The sequence below is a fragment of the Pseudomonas amygdali genome, from assembly GCF_002699855.1.
Lineage (GTDB): Bacteria > Pseudomonadota > Gammaproteobacteria > Pseudomonadales > Pseudomonadaceae > Aquipseudomonas > Aquipseudomonas amygdali.
Map to the genome: position 1 here is coordinate 53,592 of NZ_LKBW01000288.1, position 17,735 is coordinate 71,326.

Annotated in this window: 10 protein-coding genes, 1 tRNA gene and 3 pseudogenes; 9 read left to right on the plus strand and 5 right to left on the minus strand. The window is 58.7% G+C overall.

What is annotated here, in order from left to right:
* Positions 1-48: 48 nt before the first annotated feature.
* Positions 49-136: transfer RNA gene (locus tag AO277_RS21685), tRNA-Ser, on the minus strand.
* 122 nt (positions 137-258) lie between these two features.
* On the opposite strand from AO277_RS21685, the gene AO277_RS21690 reads away from it, so the two are divergent.
* From AO277_RS21690 to AO277_RS21715, 6 genes and pseudogenes are all read left to right on the plus strand, one after another.
* A complete protein-coding gene (locus AO277_RS21690; protein WP_002553978.1) occupies positions 259-930 on the plus strand; it encodes a Bax inhibitor-1/YccA family protein in 672 nt (223 codons plus the stop codon).
* Positions 931-1,415: 485 nt separating this feature from the next.
* A pseudogene (locus tag AO277_RS21695) lies at positions 1,416-2,830 on the plus strand (serralysin family metalloprotease).
* Between the two features lie 56 nt (positions 2,831-2,886).
* Complete coding sequence (locus AO277_RS21700; protein WP_005731893.1) at positions 2,887-3,270, plus strand: protease inhibitor Inh/omp19 family protein; 384 nt, start codon at positions 2,887-2,889, stop codon at positions 3,268-3,270.
* Between the two features lie 81 nt (positions 3,271-3,351).
* Complete coding sequence (locus AO277_RS21705; RefSeq protein WP_044317690.1) at positions 3,352-5,145, plus strand: type I secretion system permease/ATPase; 1,794 nt, start codon at positions 3,352-3,354, stop codon at positions 5,143-5,145.
* The gene (locus AO277_RS21710) at positions 5,142-6,479 is read left to right on the plus strand and encodes an HlyD family type I secretion periplasmic adaptor subunit (protein WP_005745685.1); all 1,338 of its coding nucleotides are present in this window, start codon (positions 5,142-5,144) and stop codon (positions 6,477-6,479) included. The genes AO277_RS21705 and AO277_RS21710 overlap by 4 nt, the downstream gene beginning before the upstream one ends.
* Position 6,480: 1 nt before the next feature.
* On the plus strand, positions 6,481-7,830 hold the full coding sequence (locus AO277_RS21715) for a TolC family outer membrane protein (protein WP_044317691.1): 1,350 nt from the start codon (positions 6,481-6,483) through the stop codon (positions 7,828-7,830).
* Positions 7,831-7,840: 10 nt separating this feature from the next.
* On the opposite strand, the gene solA is transcribed toward AO277_RS21715, so the two are convergent.
* The 3 genes and pseudogenes from solA to AO277_RS21730 form a co-directional block, all read right to left on the minus strand.
* On the minus strand, positions 7,841-9,016 hold the full coding sequence (gene solA, locus AO277_RS21720; protein WP_044317692.1) for an N-methyl-L-tryptophan oxidase: 1,176 nt from the start codon (positions 9,014-9,016) through the stop codon (positions 7,841-7,843).
* Between the two features lie 432 nt (positions 9,017-9,448).
* Positions 9,449-11,032 carry an aldehyde dehydrogenase (NADP(+)) gene (locus AO277_RS21725; protein WP_044317693.1) on the minus strand — a complete coding sequence of 528 codons (1,584 nt, stop codon included), beginning with the start codon at positions 11,030-11,032 and terminating at the stop codon, positions 9,449-9,451.
* Between the two features lie 273 nt (positions 11,033-11,305).
* Positions 11,306-12,202: pseudogene (locus AO277_RS21730) on the minus strand (LysR family transcriptional regulator).
* A gap of 103 nt (positions 12,203-12,305) precedes the next feature.
* Here AO277_RS21730 and AO277_RS21735 point away from each other — a divergent pair.
* The 3 genes from AO277_RS21735 (at position 12,306) to AO277_RS21745 (ending at position 14,740) form a co-directional block, all read left to right on the plus strand.
* Positions 12,306-12,845, plus strand: coding sequence for a GNAT family N-acetyltransferase (locus tag AO277_RS21735; protein WP_044317694.1), 540 nt, complete (start codon positions 12,306-12,308; stop codon positions 12,843-12,845).
* Between the two features lie 5 nt (positions 12,846-12,850).
* Entirely contained in the window at positions 12,851-14,011 is a 1,161-nt protein-coding gene (locus AO277_RS21740) for an MFS transporter (protein WP_044317695.1), read from the plus strand.
* A gap of 84 nt (positions 14,012-14,095) precedes the next feature.
* Positions 14,096-14,740: a TetR/AcrR family transcriptional regulator gene (locus AO277_RS21745; RefSeq protein ID WP_044317696.1), complete on the plus strand. Its 645-nt coding sequence runs from the start codon at positions 14,096-14,098 to the stop codon at positions 14,738-14,740.
* 38 nt (positions 14,741-14,778) lie between these two features.
* Here the strand turns inward: AO277_RS21745 and AO277_RS21750 are convergent.
* Positions 14,779-17,521 (minus strand): annotated as a pseudogene (locus AO277_RS21750) (beta-glucosidase).
* Positions 17,522-17,735: the final 214 nt, after the last annotated feature.

Consider the following 17,735-nt stretch of genomic DNA (forward strand, 5'->3'; position numbering starts at 1 on the left):
CCAGAAACGACAAAGCCCTGAATAATCAGGGCTTTGCGCTACCAAATATGGCGGAGGCATAGAGATTCGAACTCTAGGACCTGTTACAGTCGGCAGTTTTCAAGACTGCTGCCTTAAACCACTCGGCCATACCTCCACTATCGTTGCGGGCGCCATAATACCGGAATGAAACAAGCTGTCAAACTCTGTGACTAGCCAGTTGCAGTGCCTCTGTTATGATCTTTGCAACTCAACATTTCAACAGGAAGGAGTTTCGCCATGCGCGAACAGGATTACAGCCTTAAAACCGGCATGCAGGCCGACCAGCTAGAGGTTAGTCGTGTCCTGCGCAACACTTACGGTCTTCTCGCTCTGACGCTGGCTTTTAGTGGTGTCATGGCATTTGTCGCTCAGCAGATGCGCGTCGGCTATCCGAACATTTTCGTGGTACTGATCGGCTTCTATGGTCTGTTTTTCCTGACCAATAAATTGCGTGATTCGGTCTGGGGCCTGGTTTCGACCTTCGCCTTGACAGGTTTCATGGGTTTCCTGCTTGGCCCTATCCTTAACCGTTATCTGGGCATGGCCGGTGGCGCTGAAGTCGTCAGCTCCGCTTTCGCGATGACCGCACTGGTTTTCGGCGGTCTGTCGGCTTACGTGTTGATCACCCGCAAGGACATGAGCTTCCTGGGTGGCTTCATCACCGCAGGCTTCTTCGTTCTGCTTGGCGCAGTAGTGGCCAGCATGTTCTTCCAGATCAGCGGTTTGCAACTGGCGATCAGCGCAGGCTTCGTGCTGTTCTCTTCGGTCTGCATTCTGTTCCAGACCAGCGCGATTATTCAGGGTGGTGAGCGCAACTACATCATGGCGACGGTCAGCCTGTATGTATCGATCTACAACCTGTTTATCAGCCTGCTGCAGATTTTCGGCATCATGAGCCGCGACGACTGATGACTTCGGCCTGAGTACTCAGGCCGTTGCGCTTCAAATGCGTTAAACAAAAGCCCCGATCTTTCGGGGCTTTTGCATTTCCGGGATTTGAGAAGTGTCAGGATCTCAGGTGATGGCGATATGCCTTTCCGGCAGCCTGGGAAGGGCAAGCCGGATTGGTCAGAGACTGTCCGTCCAGTCAAATTACGCATGGTAGGCAACCTGACCGATCAGTCATCTTTATCAAGATTGTCCTCGTCTGCTCAAGCACTTATCAGCTTTTGATCATCACAAAAAATAATATCGGACGATTCCCCAAGGCCTGTGGCACTTCCTCGTTTTGGGCTAATTGACATCATGGAACAGAGCTGGACACAAGATTTCTAAATGTGTCAGCTTTGTTACGCTTCAACGCATTACGCACCACAAGGCGAGTGACTGGACTCTCTCGCTACAGGGGGAGTCCTGCCGTACCTAACCTGTTAATCAGCAAACAAGGAAGTGTCATGACGAAAGTCAAAGAAAATGCTGCAATTCAACTCTCTGCTGCTACCAGCACCTCTTTCGACCAGATCAATACGTTCGCTCACCAGTATGACCGTGGCGGTAACCTCACGATCAATGGCAAGCCTTCGTACTCGGTCGATCAGGCCGCCGATTACATCCTTCGCGACAACGCTGCGTGGACTGATCGCGATGGCAACGGCACTATCAACCTCACATACACCTTTCTGACCGCCAAACCTGCCTGGGGACTTTCAGTGCGTTCAACGCACAGCAGAAAGCACAGGCCGTATTGTCGATGCAATCCTGGGCAGACGTTGCCAAGGTCAGCTTTACCCAGGCCGCTTCCGGCGGCGACGGGCATATGACCTTCGGTAACTACAGCAACCGCAGCGCAGGCGGGGCGGCTTTTGCCTACCTGCCCAGCGGCAACAGCCGCACTGACGGCCAGTCCTGGTACCTTGTCGATAACAGCTACTAGGTCAACACCACCCCGGACAATGGCAACTACGGCCGTCAGACCCTCACTCATGAAATCGGCCATACTCTGGGCCTGTCTCACCCGGGTGACTACAATGCGGGCGAGGGCAATCCGAGCTACAAGGACGCCACTTACGCAGAAGACACCCGTGGCTACAGCGTCATGAGTTACTGGAGTGAGTCCAACACTGACCAGAACTTCGTCAAGGGCGGCGCTCCGTTATACTCTTCGGCACCGTTGCTGGATGACATCACTGCCGTTCAGCAGCTCTATGGCGCGAACATGAGCACCCGTGCCGGTGATACGGTCTACGGTTTCAACTCCACCGCCGGGCGTGATTTCTACAGCGCCACTTCTGCCTCTTCCAAGGTGGTGTTCTCGGTGTGGGACGGCGGGGGCAAGGATACCCTCGACTTCTCGGGTTTCACCCAGAACCAGAAGATAAACCTCAATGCGGCCTCGTTCTCGGACGTGGGTGGCATGGTGGGTAACGTTTCAATTGCCAAAGGCGTGGTGGTTGAAAACGCGGTGGGCGGTTCGGGCAACGACCTGTTGATCGGCAATGCCGCTGCCAACGACCTTAAAGGTGGTGCCGGCAACGACATCATCTACGGTGGTGGCGGTGCCGACAGCCTGACCGGTGGTGCTGGTGCAGACATTTTTGTGTTTGGTGCCAGTTCCGATTCCAACCGTGCAGCGCAGGATACGATTCGTGACTTTGTCAGCGGTCAGGACAAAATCGATGTATCGGCCATTTCCACGCTGAGCGCGCTGCAGTTCGTCAACGCGTTCAGCGGCCATGTCGGCGAAGCGATCCTCAGCTACAACCAGAGCAGCAATCTGGGTAGCCTGGCGATCGACTTCACAGGTCAGGGTGTGGGGGACTTCCTCGTAGGGACTGTTGGTCAAGCGTTGGCTACTGATATCGTGGTTTAATCTGTAACAATCATGGACGACCCTGCTGTCGTCCATGATCTGGAAAGTACCCCATCATGAAGATCAATCACGTTGTTCGAATCGTGCCAGTGGCTTTTGCGCTGCTGGTGGGTATTTCTGGAGCAAGCATGGCCATGAGTTTGAAACTGCCCGACCCAGCTGAGCTAAGTGGCAAGTGGCGACTTTCGCTTCAGGGAAACACGGACGAAGTTTGTGAGCTGCACCTCAACACTGATGTACCGAAACTGACGGGCGATCTCGCCTGTGCAGTAAAGTGGTTGCACGAAGCCCCCACTGGCTGGTTTCCGACTCCGGATGGCCTGGCATTTACCGACAAGGAAGGCAATCGCCTGATTCACCTCAATAACATGGGGGAGCAGATCTATCAGGCGCGTCTGCCCGGCGGTGAAGTGCTGGTTCTTGGACGGCTCGCCGATTAAGCGTTTCATGGACCTGCGCGAGTTGTTTGTTAAAACCCAGGGATGTCACTCCGTCACCAGCAAGACCATCAAGGAACAACCATGAGTGCGTTGCCCCAAAGCGCCCGGCCGCCGCTTTATAAAGCGCTGGCTGACTACAAGAGCGTGTTGATTGGTGTCGGTTGTTTTACCGCGCTGATCAACGTGTTGATGCTCGCTCCATCGATTTACATGTTGCAAGTCTATGACCGTGTACTGACGTCGCAGAACCAGACTACCCTGGCCATGCTGACGCTGATGGTGGTCGGGTTCTTTGCGTTTATCGGCCTGCTGGAGATGGTCCGCAGCTTTGTGGTAATCCGCATCGGCAGCGAGCTGGAGAGGCGTTTCAATCTGCGCGTCTATCAGGCTGCGTTCGAGAGCAACCTGCACGCCGGACAGCGTCAGGCTGGGCAGGCGCTGGGTGACCTGACCTTTATCCGTCAGTTTCTCACCGGGCCGGCGTTGTTCGCGTTCTTCGACGCCCCGTGGTTTCCCATCTACCTGGCGGTGATCTTCCTTTTCGACCCTTGGCTTGGCGTGCTGGCCAGTGTGGGGACAGTGTTGCTGGTCGGACTGGCCTGCCTCAACGAATGGCTGACCCGCAAACCGCTGGCCGAGGCCAGCGGGTACTCGCAGCAGTCTGCGCAATTGGCGACCCGGCACCTGCAACAGGCCGAGGCGATCCAGGCGATGGGCATGCTCGAAGTGCTGCGGCGTCGCTGGTTCCATGTGCATGGGCGCTTTCTGGTCTTGCAAAACCGTGCCAGTGACACTGGAGCGGTGATCAGTTCGATCAGCAAGGCCCTGCGCCTTTGTCTGCAGTCGCTGGTGCTGGGCCTGGGCGCACTGCTGGTGATAAACGGAGACATGACCGCAGGCATGATGATCGCCGGTTCGATCCTCATGGGAAGGGTCCTCAGCCCCATCGATCAACTGATCGCAGTCTGGAAACAATGGAGTTCTGCACGCCTGGCTTACGGACGTCTGGACCAGTTACTCAAGACCTACGCCGAGCCCGCGCCGCGCATGCCACTGCCAGCACCGCGCGGTCAGATCAGCGCGGAACAGGTCAGCGCTGCGCCTCCGGGCAAGACATCGGCGACGATTCAGCAAGTGAGCTTTCAACTGCAAGCTGGTGAAGTGCTCGGTGTACTGGGAGCATCCGGTTCCGGCAAATCGACCCTGGCACGCGTGCTGGTCGGTGTCTGGCCGGTGCTGGGTGGAACGGTACGTCTGGACGGGGCCGACATGCATCGCTGGGACCGCGAGGCGCTGGGCCCCTATATCGGTTATCTGCCGCAGGACATCGAGCTTTTCGGTGGCACCGTGGCAGAAAACATCGCGCGTTTTAGCGAGGGCGACGCGAGCGCCGTGGTTGCTGCTGCGCAACTGGCGGGCGTACACGAATTGATTCTGCGCCTGCCGCAGGGCTACGACACGCGGCTGGGCGACGATGGCGCTGGCTTGTCAGGCGGTCAGAAACAGCGCGTCGCGTTGGCCCGAGCATTGTATGGCGATCCGCGACTGGTGGTACTTGATGAGCCCAATTCCAATCTGGACGCCGCGGGCGAAGCGGCTTTGACTCAGGCGATCGCTGAGCTCAAGACCCGCGGTTGTACCGTCGTGCTCGTCACCCACCGCACACAGTCTCTGAACCAGACCGATCGTCTGCTGGTGCTGAGCGAAGGTCGCATGCAGGCATTCGGCACCACGGCTCAGGTGTTGCAGGCTTTGTCCGGACAGGCATCGCCCGGGCAAGCACCGCAGCACCCTCAATCGCAATCTCGCCCTGCACCCGCCGGGCTTTCCATGAGCCGTCAGTACGGCACGCAGAACAGGCAGTCCGACGTATGAACAGCCCCATCGACACTCATTACGCCGTGCCGGGCAAGGAGCGCGGCGTGCAGTTCTTCGTTCGCGCAGGCTGGATTCTCATGCTGGCAGGGGCGGGCAGCTTCTTTCTGTGGGCCAGTCTCGCCCCGCTGGATCAGGGCATTGCCGTGCAAGGCACCGTCGTGGTGTCGGGCAAGCGCAAGGCCGTGCAGTCGCTGGATGGCGGCGTTGTAAGCAAAATTCTCGTCAGCGAAGGCCAGTCGGTAAAGGAGGGCGAGCCGCTGTTTCGCCTTGATCAGACTCAGGTCGAGGCCGACGTGCAATCGCTGCGTGCCCAGTATCGAATGGCCTGGGCCAGCCTGGCCCGCTGGCAGAGCGAGCGCGACAACCTGGATGAGGTGCACTTTCCCGCAGAACTGATTGCCGCCGGGCAGGGGCAGAACCCCGACCCGCGTCTGGCGCTCGTGCTTGAGGGCCAGCGGCAACTGTTCAGCAGTCGGCGACAGGCGCTGGCTCGAGAGCAATCCGGTTTGCAGGCGAGTATCGAAGGTGCCGGGCTGCAACTCGCCGGTATGCGCCGCGCTCGATCGGACCTGCTGGCTCAGGCTGACTCGCTACGCAAGCAACTGAGTAACCTGGAGCCCTTGGCGCAGAACGGTTTCATTCCAGGCAACCGTCTGCTGGAGTTTCAACGCCAGCTTTCTCAAGTGCAGCAGAGCCTGGCGCAGAACGCAGGCGAAACCGGGCGGATAGAGCAGGGGATCGTCGAGTCGCGGTTGCGTCTTCAGCAGCAGCGCGAGGAATATCAGAAAGAAGTGCGCAGCCAGTGGGCCGATGCCCAGGTCAAGGCGCTTACCCTTGAGCAACAACTGGCTTCGGCAGGTTTCAGTCTGCAGCACAGTGCAATTCTTGCCCCTGCTGATGGCATCGCCGTCAACCTGGGCGTGCACACCGAAGGCGCAGTGGTGCGTGCCGGTGAAACCCTGCTGGAAATTGTACCGCAGGGCACACGGCTTGAAGTCGAAGGGCGTCTGCCGGTGCAGTTGATCGACAAGGTCGCCAGCCATTTGCCGGTCGATATCCTCTTCACTGCGTTCAATCAAAGTCGCACGCCGCGGGTTTCCGGTGAGGTAAACCTGATTTCCGCCGATCAGATGCAGGATGAGAAAACCGGCCAGCCCTATTACGTGCTGCGCACTTCGGTGGGCGATGCGGCACTGGAAAAACTCAACGGGTTGGTGATCAAGCCGGGCATGCCCGCTGAAATGTTTGTGCGCACGGGCGAACGCTCGCTGCTCAATTATCTGTTCAAACCTTTGCTGGACCGTGCCGGCTCCGCGTTGACGGAGGAATAGGATGTCTCGTCATCCCCTGAAAGCCGCTTTGCTGACGGCCATCCTGCTGGGCACTGCTTCATTGAGTCATGCGATGGGCCCGTTTCAGGTCTATGAGCTGGCGCTTCGCAACGACCCGACTTACCTGGGCGCGCTCAAGGAGCGCGATGCGGGCCTGGAAAACCGGGTGATTGGTCGTGCAGGCTTGTTGCCGCGTGTTTCATACAGCTACAACAAAGGACGCAACGACTCCAAGGCCACCCTCAAAGGCGGCCGTGAAGACACCACTGACCATCGCCACTACAACAGCTTTGGTTCAAGCCTGACGGTTCAGCAGCCGCTGATCGATTACGAAGCCTATGCCAATTACCGCAAAGGCCTGGCCCAGGCGTTGTTTGCCGACGAGACCTTTCGCAGCAAGAGTCAGGAATTGCTGGTGCGGGTTCTGACCCTTTATACCCAGGCACTGTTCGCGCAGGACCAGATCAATATAGCCCGCGCCAAACAGCAGGCGTTCGACCGCCAGTTTGCGCAGAACCGGCAAATGTTCCAGCAAGGCGAGGGTACCCGCACCGACATTCTTGAAGCGGAATCGCGCAACGAGCTGGCGATTGCCGAGCAGATAGAAGCCAGCGACGAGCAGGACGCGGCCCTGCGCGAACTGGCCGCGTTGCTGGGCGAGTCGAGTATCGATGTTGCGCAGTTGGAGCCGTTGAGGGACAGTTTTCAGGCGCTGGTGCTGGCACCGTCCAGCTTTACCGAGTGGCATGCGCTGGCCATGGCCAACAGCCCGATCCTGGCCTCGCAACGCCAGTCGCTGGAAGTGGCGCGATACGAGGTGGAGCGCAACCGCGCCGGGCATCTGCCGACGGTGAATGCTTACGCGAGTATCCGTCAGAACGAATCGGACAGCGGCAACACCTACAATCAGCGTTACGACACCAACACGATAGGTATCGAGCTCAGTCTGCCGCTGTACGCCGGAGGCGGCACCAGCGCCTCGGTGCGTCAGGCCAACAGCAAGCGCGAGCAGGCGGAATACGAGCTGGAGGGCAAGACCCGCGAAACCCTGATCGAGCTGCGTCGCCAGTTCAACGCCTGTGCGTCAGGGGTGAGCAAGTTGCGCGCTTATCAGAAAGCACTGGTCTCTGCACAGGCACTGGTCGAGTCGACACGTCAGAGCATTCTCGGCGGCGAGCGCATCAGCCTGGACGCACTCAACGCCGAACAGCAGCTTTACAGCACCCGGCGTGATCTGGCGAAAGCCCGTTACGATTACTTGATGGCCTGGATCAAACTGCATTACTACGCCGGTACGTTGCGCGACACCGATCTGGCGCGTATTGACGAGGCCTTCGTTGTGGCGCGCTGAGTGTCGTTGGTCAGTTCTGCGCGGTGAAACGCGCCAGCGAGAAGGCTGAAAGGTCTACATCGCTGGTGCCGTGAATACAGCGTTGCGCAAGGGCCAGCCCGAGCCCGGCTGAGTGTTTGAAGCCGTGACCGGAGCAGGCCGAAACCACTGTCACGTTCTTCAGATGGGGGTGTTCATCGATGATGAAGTGGCAGTCCGGCGTGACGGTGTAGGCGCAGACCGAAGACTTGACCACGTTCGGCGTCAGTCCCGCAATCTTGCCCTGCACCTGGGTCTGGAACATTTCCTGCTCCTCCCTTGCCGTAACAGTGCGGTCCAGCTGGTCGGCAGCGGATGCTTCAATGTATTGGTCGGTGGCGACCTTCATACTGTTTTCACCGGGCAGGGGCGGGAAGCCATAGTTGACATCATCCTCCCCGGGCCCGTGAGTCAGAATGAAGCTCGGCGAACGTGGTGCAAAAGCGGCATTCTCCTGCAACTCGAACCAGAACAGCTTTTGCCGACACACCCGCAGCAGATCGCGGAACGGAGCGCCGAGCAATTCGGCTGACCACATGCCCGCACTGACCACGACCTTGTCAGCGATGATCGTGCCCTTGTCGGTGGTAATACGCACCTGATCACCCTGTGCCTGTAAGTGCGTGACCGTCTCATGGGTCAGCAACCTTGCGCCGTGTTGCCTCGCCAGACGCAGCTGTACCGCGATGCAGCGCTCTGGCCGGACAAATCCGCCTTCGGGTTCAAAGTAGCCAATGGCGGTATCCCGAACAGGGGTGAATTGGGGAAAGCGCTCGCGAATGGCCGCCGCCGACAATACTTCGTGCTTCACGCCATAGGTGCGGGCCAAAGCGATGGTCTGGTGGGTGAAGTCTTTACTGTCTTCAGGATCGTACGCAGGGCTGGAGGTCATCACCAGCACTCCGCACTGCTCGAACAGCGACTCGCCGCTCAGCGCCTCAAGTTCGCGCCAGATGCTGTGCGAACTGCGTACCAGCGGCAGGTATTGCGGGCCCTCGCCAACCGACAGTCGTGTGATGCGGGTATCGCCGTGGCTGGAGCCTTGTGTGTGCGGAGGGGCATAGCGATCGACGCCAATTACATCGACTCCGGCCTTCGCCAGTTGATAGACAGTGGCTGCACCCATGGCACCCAGACCGAGCACGGCCACTTCACAACGCTGCTGCATAATCGGAATGCCTCGATAAATCGCCTATTTCACGCCGGACGGCCTGCCGAATCAACCGCCAAACGTGCATAAGGTTATGTCACGGAGCCCCAAGGGCCATTACCAGTGCCATCACACATGAGGGTGTGGGGAACCTGTAAAAATTTACGCTTGCGCTGCTCAGGGTTTTTAAGGTCCGAAATTGATGAAAAGTTGTCCACGGAAATCGTGGGTATGTCTGTGGGTAACTTTTTGAAACCCTTGTTACACGTGGCTTACAGCTGTGTGGTTATTTTATGAACAGCTCATGTTTTGCACTTCTATGCTGCTGCCACCAGGCCGGAAAACAGGTCCGCTATAAGCGATTTAAAGCACAAAAAAGAAATATTTTTCAAAAAAAAGCGCGACCCTCATCAGGTCGCGCTGCTTTGTTTACGAGTCAAGCGATGCTCGTTACACGAGAGGCTGATCGCTCCATTCACCGTTGACCAGACGACGCAGACCCAGCGGGTTGGCATTCTGCAACGCAGGCGGCAACTGGCTGTCGGCCAGGTTCTGATAGCAGACCGGGCGCAGGAAACGGTCGATGGCCAGAGTGCCTACCGACGTGCCACGTGCATCCGAGGTTGCCGGGTACGGGCCGCCATGCACCATGGCTTCACAGACCTCAACACCGGTCGGGTAGCCGTTGAACAGAATACGGCCGACTTTCTCTTCCAGTATCGGTTGCAGCCAATTGTATTGGCTCAGGTCTGCAGGTTCGCCGATCACAGTCGCGGTCAACTGGCCACGCAAGGCTTGCAGCGCGTCTTTCAACTGCGCATCGTCAGCGACCTCGATTATCAGCGTGGTCGGGCCAAAGACTTCTTCCTGCAACAACTGGTCGCCGTTCAACAGCAGACTGACGTCAGCCTTGAACAACTGAGCCTGCGCCTGTTTGCCCTCCTGCGGCTTGCCAGCCAGATGCGTCACGCCCGGATGCGACAGCAAATGCTCGACGCCTTTGCTGTAGCTGCGCAGACCGCCTGCGTTGAGCATGGTCTGCGGTGCCTGACTGCCCATCTGTTCGGTCAGTTGTTCGACGAACGTCGAAAACGCCGGGGAGCGCAGGCCGATGACCACACCAGGGTTGGTGCAGAACTGACCGGCACCCATCACCACCGAACCGGCGAGCTCTTTGGCCACGGTTTCGCCGCGTGCCTGCAGGGCACCTGGCAGCAACACTACCGGGTTGATGCTGGACATCTCGGCAAACACCGGAATCGGCTGTGGACGCTCGGCGGCCATTTTGCAAAGAGCGTTGCCGCCGTTCAGCGAGCCGGTGAAACCGACGGCCTGGATAGCCGGGTGTTTGACCAGACCTTCACCCACGCCGTTACCGAAGATCATGTTGAATACGCCTTTCGGCATTTGGGTGCGTTCTGCGGCGCGGATGATAGCGCTGGCCACCAGATCGGCAGTCGCCATGTGGCCACTGTGCGCCTTGAACACCACCGGGCAACCGGCAGCCAGTGCAGCAGCGGTGTCACCGCCAGCAGTGGAAAACGCCAGCGGGAAGTTGCTCGCGCCGAACACGGCAACCGGGCCCACACCGATGCGGTACTGGCGCAGGTCGACGCGTGGCAACGGCTTGCGATCCGGCAGGGCCAGGTCAATGCGTGCACCGACGAAATCACCGCGACGCAGAACCTTGGCAAACAGGCGCATCTGGCCGCTGGTACGACCGCGCTCACCCTGAATACGTGCCTGGGGCAGAGCGGTTTCCTGGCAGACGATGGCGACGAAATCATCACCCAACTGATCCAGTTCATCGGCAATGGCGTCGAGGAAGTCGGCGCGACGGGCCGGGCTCAGTTGACGGAATTCTGGAAAGGCAGCCTTGGCGGCGAGGGCGGCAGCGTCGATTTCGCCGTCGGTAGCCTGATGGAAGCTGTAAGGCAGTTCTTCGCCTGTTGTGGCATCCAGACTTTTTTGCAGGCTTTGGCCAAGAGCGCTGCGGCCGCCAGCGATGAAATTCTGGCCGAGAATGTTAGGCATCGGTATCTCCTGTTGTTTTGAGGTTGGAGGTCGGTATGGAAGGTATCCGGACCGGCGCTCCTTATGGGTTGCCGAGTTGCTTTACAGATTGTCAGTGATGTGGCGTGTAAAAGCAGGCCAGCGATCATTTTTTCTAAAACCGGTGGGCAGTCATCGTACAACCTGATTCGCTGCTGATGCAACTGTCGGCCTGATTTGCCAAGTCAAGCGCCGCTGCTCTTTATAGCGCATGGGCGCGATCAGGCTTCTATCGTGGCGCGCTTTTGTGACCTTTTAAGGTGGTGTAGCGTTGAGGTTGTGCAATGCATCCAGCACCTGGCGCAACGCCTTGCTGACCGGTTTGTCCTGGCGCAATGCAATTCCCAGCGTGCGGCTCAACCCCGGCACCAGCTGCAGCACCTGCAAACCGCGGCGGTGATGGACTGCAGCAACCGCCATGCGCGGCACAATGCTGTAGCCCAGGCCCGCAGCAACCATTTCCTTGATGGCCTCGATGCTGCCCAGTTCCATGACCGGCTTTACCCGGATCCCGGCCTGCAAGAACCATTCATTGATCAGCAGCCGCGTACTGCTGCCTGCTTCGAAGACCACCAGCGGTAGTTAGCAGAGGTGCTCCGGGGTCATTTCAGCGGCAATCGGCTGCTGGCTGCTGGCGAAGATCGCCACGAACTCATCCTCAAGCAGCGGGGTGATATGCAGACTGCGACCCGAGGCGGGCAGCGTCACCAGTGCGAGATCCAGACGGTTTTCTTCCACAGCCTTGAGAATGCCGTCCGTGTTGCCGGTGCTGACCCGCACATCCAGTTGTGCAAAGCGACGGCGCAGTGCCTGCAACATGGGCGGCAGCAGATGAATGCAGGCGGTTGCGCCGGTACCGATCGCAACCTTTCCGGCAACGCCGCTGGCGTGACTGGACAACTCCAGCAGGGCGTCTTCGACCACCGCCTCAATGCGCGCAATATGCTACAGCAACGTAGTGCCCGCCGAGGTGGGCTTGAGCCGCTTGCCTACGCGCTCGATCAATTTCAGGTTCAACTGGTCCTCCAACTGCCGAATTTGCAGGCTTACCGCTGGCTGGGTCAGGTGCAGTCGCTCGGCCGCTGCGGAGAAGCTGCCGTGCGCTATGACCACCGAGAAGGTATGCAAGTGATTCAGGTTGAGTCGGCGCATGGCAAAGTATTTCTTATGCTGTGAATGATAAATCATAGCTTTTTTAACGGCTTGGTGAGCGGCATGATTGCACTCATCCAACGACATTTGCCCAGAGCCCGATATGACCCCGACCTTTATCCTGCGTGATGCGTGTGATCAAGACATACCTGCCGTACAGGCGATCTACGCCGATCATGTGCTGCATGGCATTTCCAGTTTCGAACTCGATCCGCCGAGTGTCGCCGAGCTGCTGCAGCGCCGTGCGCAGGTGCTCGTCAACGGCCTGCCATATCTGGTGGCCGAGCTCGCCGGGGAGGTGGTCGGCTATGGCTACGCCACACCCTATCGTCCGCGTCCTGCCTACCGCTTTACCTTAGAAGACTCGGTTTATATACGGGACGGTATGGGCGGGCGGGGCATCGGTCTGGCATTGCTTGGCGAGCTGGTACAGCACTGCGAGCAAGGCGGCTGGCGGCAGATGGTCGCGGTGATCGGCAATAGCGAGAATATCGCGTCGCTGCGTCTGCACGAGCGCCTGGGTTTTCGCCGTGTCGGGGTATTCGAGTCAGTCGGCTTCAAGCACGGTCGCTGGGTGGACACCGTGCTGATGCAGCGCATGCTCGGCGACGGCTCGGGCAGTGCACCTTCCGAGCGGGCCTGACTGACGTGGACCGCGCTGATCTGTCCAGGCTGGCGGTAGTCAAACTGGGGCTCGCGCAACTGATCAGTTGGGGTGTGACGTTTTATCTGCCGGGGGCTTTCGGCAATGCGATTGCCGATGATCTGGGCTGGAGCGGCCAGCAGGTCTTTTCCGGGCTGTCAGTCGCACTGTTGATCATGGGCCTGGTTTCGATCTTCAGTGCGCGTTTGCTCCAGCGTCTCGGTGCACGGCAGGTATTGCAATACGGGGCCGGGCTCAACGCGCTTGGCTGCTGCATGCTGGCTGTGTGCGAGACACCTCAGTCGTGGTTTTTTGGCTGGGCAGTGCTGGGCGTCGGCATGCGTCTGTCACTTTACGATGCGCTGTTTGCTGCATTGGCAGCGCTGTTCGGTGCACGCTCTCGGGCGCTGATGGTGCAGATTACCTTGTTGGGCGGGCTGGCTTCGGCGGTATTCTGGCCGCTGGGCCACGGCTTGTTGAATGCGTTGGGCTGGCGTAGTGCGGTTGCTGTCTACGGCTGCCTGGCATTGCTCAGCGGGTTATTGGTCAGCGGCCTGCCGGACTCCCTGTTGCCGGTCTTGAACGCCGGGCCAGCCGCGCCTGCGCACGCTGACACCACGGCCTGGATACCTCAGTTCGGCTACGCACTGAGCATGTCCCTGATCGCGTTCCTGTCAGTCGGCTTGTCTGCCCATTTACCCGCGTTGCTGGCTGGTTTGGGCGTGCCGGTCGTGCTGGCAGCGCTGTGGGGCATCGGTCAGACCTGCGCGCGTCTGGCGCAGGCTTTGTTGGCGCAGTCGATGCCAGCGCTGCGCCTGAATGTCTGGGTCGCTTCCGGAATGGTGCTGTGTTTTACCCTGGGGCTGCTCAGTCAGGGCCATACCCTGCTGGCCTGCATGTTCCTGGTCGGTTATGGCGCGATGAACGGGCTGGCCACATTGCTGAGGGCGAATCTACCCTTTGAGCTGTTTGCACATTCGCATTACGTACACCTGCAGGGCCGATTGCTGGCTCCTGCCTTTCTGCTGTCAGCTGGCGCTCCGTGGTTTTTTGCGTGGGTGCGTGAAGCGCAGGGCGGCAGCGGCCTGCTGTGGTTGTCGCTGGCGATCAGCCTGGTGTTGATTGCAGTGGCAATTGCATTGAATCTAAATGGCCGCGCAAAATGAAATTGTCCAACAATCCGGTTCAATAGCGTTGCCAGTAGTCGCCTGAATGGTTAGGGTACGCGGCTGTTCAAGAAGGAGCCTGATATGACTCTGCATGACCCCACGGAAACGGGCACGGCAGTCACCCGGCAGCGGCGCGCGCCAAAGGGTGAAAAGCGCCGCAAAGAGCTGCTTGATGCGGCCTTGCAAGTGTTTTCCCTTGAGGGCTATACCGGCGCTTCGGTGGCTAAGGTAGCGGCCATCGTCGGTATTTCCGTCGCCGGGCTGCTGCACCATTTTCCCAGCAAGATTTCGCTGTTGATGGGCCTGCTGGACCGACGCGATGAGGTCAATAGCCGAATTGCTGCCGAGGTGCGCACCGACAACACGTTGACCGCCCTGCTTGGCGGCCTGCGCGCAATCAACCGTTCAAACGCCACGGCGCCCGGCGTGGTGCGTGCCTTTTCGATTCTCAATGCTGAAAGTCTGCTGGAAAACCAGCCAGCCTTTGAATGGTTCCAGACGCGCTACGAGCGTATTCACGCGCACTTGATGGGACAGTTTGCAGGTTTGGTGGAGCGCGGGGAGGTGCGTGCGGATGTGGATCTGGACAAGATCATCCGGCAGATTCTGGCGATGATGGATGGCTTGCAGATTCAGTGGTTACGCTTTCCCGATCAGGTGGACCTGGTCGAGTGTTTCGATACCTACATTGCGCAGGTCGATGCAGCGGTAAGGGCTCGTCCCTGAGCCTTTATTTGTCCGTTTACCCTTCAGTCAGCTAACGCTTACTCGACGGTCTGCTTGAATACACCGCCGGTCTTGACCGGTGGTTTCTCGACCAGAACCGAGTTCAGAGCGGAGCGTGGCAGCGGGTTGCTGGTGGTGGTCGACAGTTCCTGACGGAACGAGTTGACCAGCTTGGCGTTCAGGCGGATGTCCTGCGACGAACCACCGAGCGACAGGTTGAAGGTGTCGGCATCGACCACCCACTGATTGGTTTTCACGTCGAAGTAGGCCAGCGAGCGGTCATTGAGTTCAATGGTCACGCGCTTGCTTTCACCCGGCTTGAGGAACACTTTCTTGTAGCCTTTGAGTTCCTTGATCGGACGCTCGACTTTCGGGTTCTGCTGGCCCACGTACAGCTGGGCGACTTCAGAACCGCCAACCTTGCCGGTGTTGGTCAGATCGAAGGAAACCTTGATCGGCGTGTTGCCCACCGCAACGCCCGGCGTCACTTTGATGTTGCTGTAACCGAACGTGGTGTACGACAGGCCGTAACCGAACGGGTAGAGCGGCTTGATGCCTTTCTTCTCGTAACCGCAATAACCCAGCATCAGGTCATCCTTGTAATCCATGTCGGTCAGAGTGTTCTGATTGTCGAATTTCGGGAAGGAAGCGTAAGCCGGGTTGTCTTCGATGTTGCGTTCGATACTGATCGGCAGCTTGCCCGACGGGTTGACCTTGCCGAACAGGATCTCGGCCAGAGCCTGACCACCGTTCTGACCCGGGTAGAAGGCATGCAGCGCTACCGGAACCTGTTCGATCCAGTCGCTCATCTTCAGACCCGTACCGCCATACATGGTCACCACGGTGTTCGGGTTGACCTTGGCGATGTTCTGGATCAGCTCGTTCTGGAACTCAGGCAGATCGAAGCTGTGGTCGAAACCTTCACCTTCGTATTCGTTGCTGTTACCCACGGCAACCACAACGGCGTCATAGCCGGACAAGTCCTGAGGTGCGTTCAGTGAAGCCGAGCTCAGTTGCACACCTACCAGGCCGCCCATGGTCGACAGGTAACCGGCGCGACGCGAGTACTCGAGCTTCACATCGTAAGACTGGCCAGCTTCCAGATTGATCTTGGCGAACTCTGGAATGGTCGGCGGGATGCTGTTGCCCGGCAATGGCTTGCCGTCACCGTTGTCGATGATTTTCTTGCCGTTGACCTACAGACGCACGGCGCCGTCGGCACGAACCTTGAACACCTGCTCGCCGCTCTGGGTCGGGGTGACCTTGCCGGTGTAGCGAATCGAAGTCGACGATGTATCGCCATTCAGTTCGCCAGCGGTCGAACCTTTGCTGGTGTACGGATCGGACGTCGAAGTGTTGCTTTCGAACGGCAGGTTCTTGTCGTTGGCCCAGTCCAGGTCAACATGCTTCTCGGTACGGGTGACCCGCTGCATCACCAGACCAGTTGGTGTTGCTGAAGTACTCGACTTTCATGCCCTGGACTTCATTGCCAGTTGCGTCGGTGGTGGTCCAGGCACTGGTGCTTGGGTCCAGCGACAGGCCTTCGATGAAGTCGACTTTGGCGTTGGGCGCGATTTGTTGCAGACCGCTCAATTCGCTGACGTAATGGCTGGCCATGACGTTGGCGCTGCCGAAACCGGTCGGTGGCGAGTACTTGGCCAGGGTGCCGACAACGGCGATTTTCTTGACCTTCTGCTTGTCCAGCGGCAACAGATCGCCCTGGTTTTTCAGCAGCACGATGCCTTCACGTGCAGCATTCAGAGCAACCTTGTTGCTGGTCGAGCTGTTCATGTTGTGCGTGGTCAGCGGCGTCTTGCTGTCGAACTTGTACAGGTAGATCTGCTTGAGGATGCGGCGGACCTTGTCGTCGATGGTCGCGGCGCTCAGGTCACCGGCGTCCAGATGAGGCTTCAGCACGGAGCTGTTCATCTGGTAGCCCATCATGTCCAGATCGGCCCCGGCGCGGGCGGCTTCGAAGCCGTGCACGACAGCGTTGTAGTCGCTCTGTACGAAGCCCTTGAAGCCCCATTCCTTTTTCAGGATCTGCGCGATCAGGTGCTCGCTTTCGCAAGCGAAATCACCGTTCACTTTCTGAAAGGCGCACATCATCATCGCAACGTTGCCGTTCTTCGAGGACGACTCGAATGCAGGCAGCGACATTTCGCGCAGGACGCGCTCTGGCATCTTCTGGTCCAGGTTGAAGCGGTTGCTTTCCTGGTCGTTGGCCGCATAGTGCTTGGCGTTGGCCCATACACCACGAGACTGGATACCGTTGATGACGCCCGGTGCCAGGCTGGCACCCAGGAACGGGTCTTCACCGGAGAGGTATTCGAACGCGCGGCCGCCGTAAGGCATGCGGTACAGGTTGACGCCGGGGCCAGTGATGAACTGGTAGCCGCCGACGGCAGTGTCATAGCCCAGCGCACGGCCGAGGTCGATGGCACGACGCGGGTTGAAGGTGGCTGCCAGGTTAGGGCCGGACGGATAGACCACGCCCTGATCGTTGCCTTCGCTGGTGTAGCGCACGCCCACGCCGCCGTCGGCACCGTGAATCTGCGGAACGCCGTAGTTGGTCAGCGGCTTGACATCCCAGCCGCCGGTGCCGCCGATGTAGGCCAGCTTTTCTTCCATGGTCATCTTCGCCAGGGTCTTCTGCGCGGCTTTTTCAGCGCGGTCCTCGCGACCTTGTTGCACAGTAGGGTCAGCGGCGTGCACCTGGGATACTGCCAATGCCAGCAAGGCCAGCGCCGAGTGCGCGCCTATCATCTTTCGCTTGTTCATATTGCTCTCCAACTACGTTTCAATTAACTGGTTGCCTGCGCACGTGCGAAGGACTAACTCGTCGTCATTTGCCTTTGCGGCTTACTCTTTTCTCCGGGCAAAAGTTGCCCGCTGTCGCGTTTTTTCCCCTCTTAACAGGGGAGCGACTTATGGCTGTTTACTTACTGTTTCGATGTTTTATTTATTATCTTTTCTACTTCTTGCGTGCTATCAA

What these genes read in the sequence shown, in the direction of transcription:
- AO277_RS21690 (WP_002553978.1), top strand. Translation starts at nt 259, where the DNA reads ATGCGCGAACAGGATTACAGCCTTAAAACCGGCATGCAGGCCGACCAG.
- AO277_RS21700 (WP_005731893.1), top strand. Translation starts at nt 2,887, where the DNA reads ATGAAGATCAATCACGTTGTTCGAATCGTGCCAGTGGCTTTTGCGCTG.
- AO277_RS21705 (WP_044317690.1), top strand. Translation starts at nt 3,352, where the DNA reads ATGAGTGCGTTGCCCCAAAGCGCCCGGCCGCCGCTTTATAAAGCGCTG.
- AO277_RS21710 (WP_005745685.1), top strand. Translation starts at nt 5,142, where the DNA reads ATGAACAGCCCCATCGACACTCATTACGCCGTGCCGGGCAAGGAGCGC.
- AO277_RS21715 (WP_044317691.1), top strand. Translation starts at nt 6,481, where the DNA reads ATGTCTCGTCATCCCCTGAAAGCCGCTTTGCTGACGGCCATCCTGCTG.
- solA (WP_044317692.1), bottom strand. Translation starts at nt 9,016, where the DNA reads ATGCAGCAGCGTTGTGAAGTGGCCGTGCTCGGTCTGGGTGCCATGGGT.
- AO277_RS21725 (WP_044317693.1), bottom strand. Translation starts at nt 11,032, where the DNA reads ATGCCTAACATTCTCGGCCAGAATTTCATCGCTGGCGGCCGCAGCGCT.
- AO277_RS21735 (WP_044317694.1), top strand. Translation starts at nt 12,306, where the DNA reads ATGACCCCGACCTTTATCCTGCGTGATGCGTGTGATCAAGACATACCT.
- AO277_RS21745 (WP_044317696.1), top strand. Translation starts at nt 14,096, where the DNA reads ATGACTCTGCATGACCCCACGGAAACGGGCACGGCAGTCACCCGGCAG.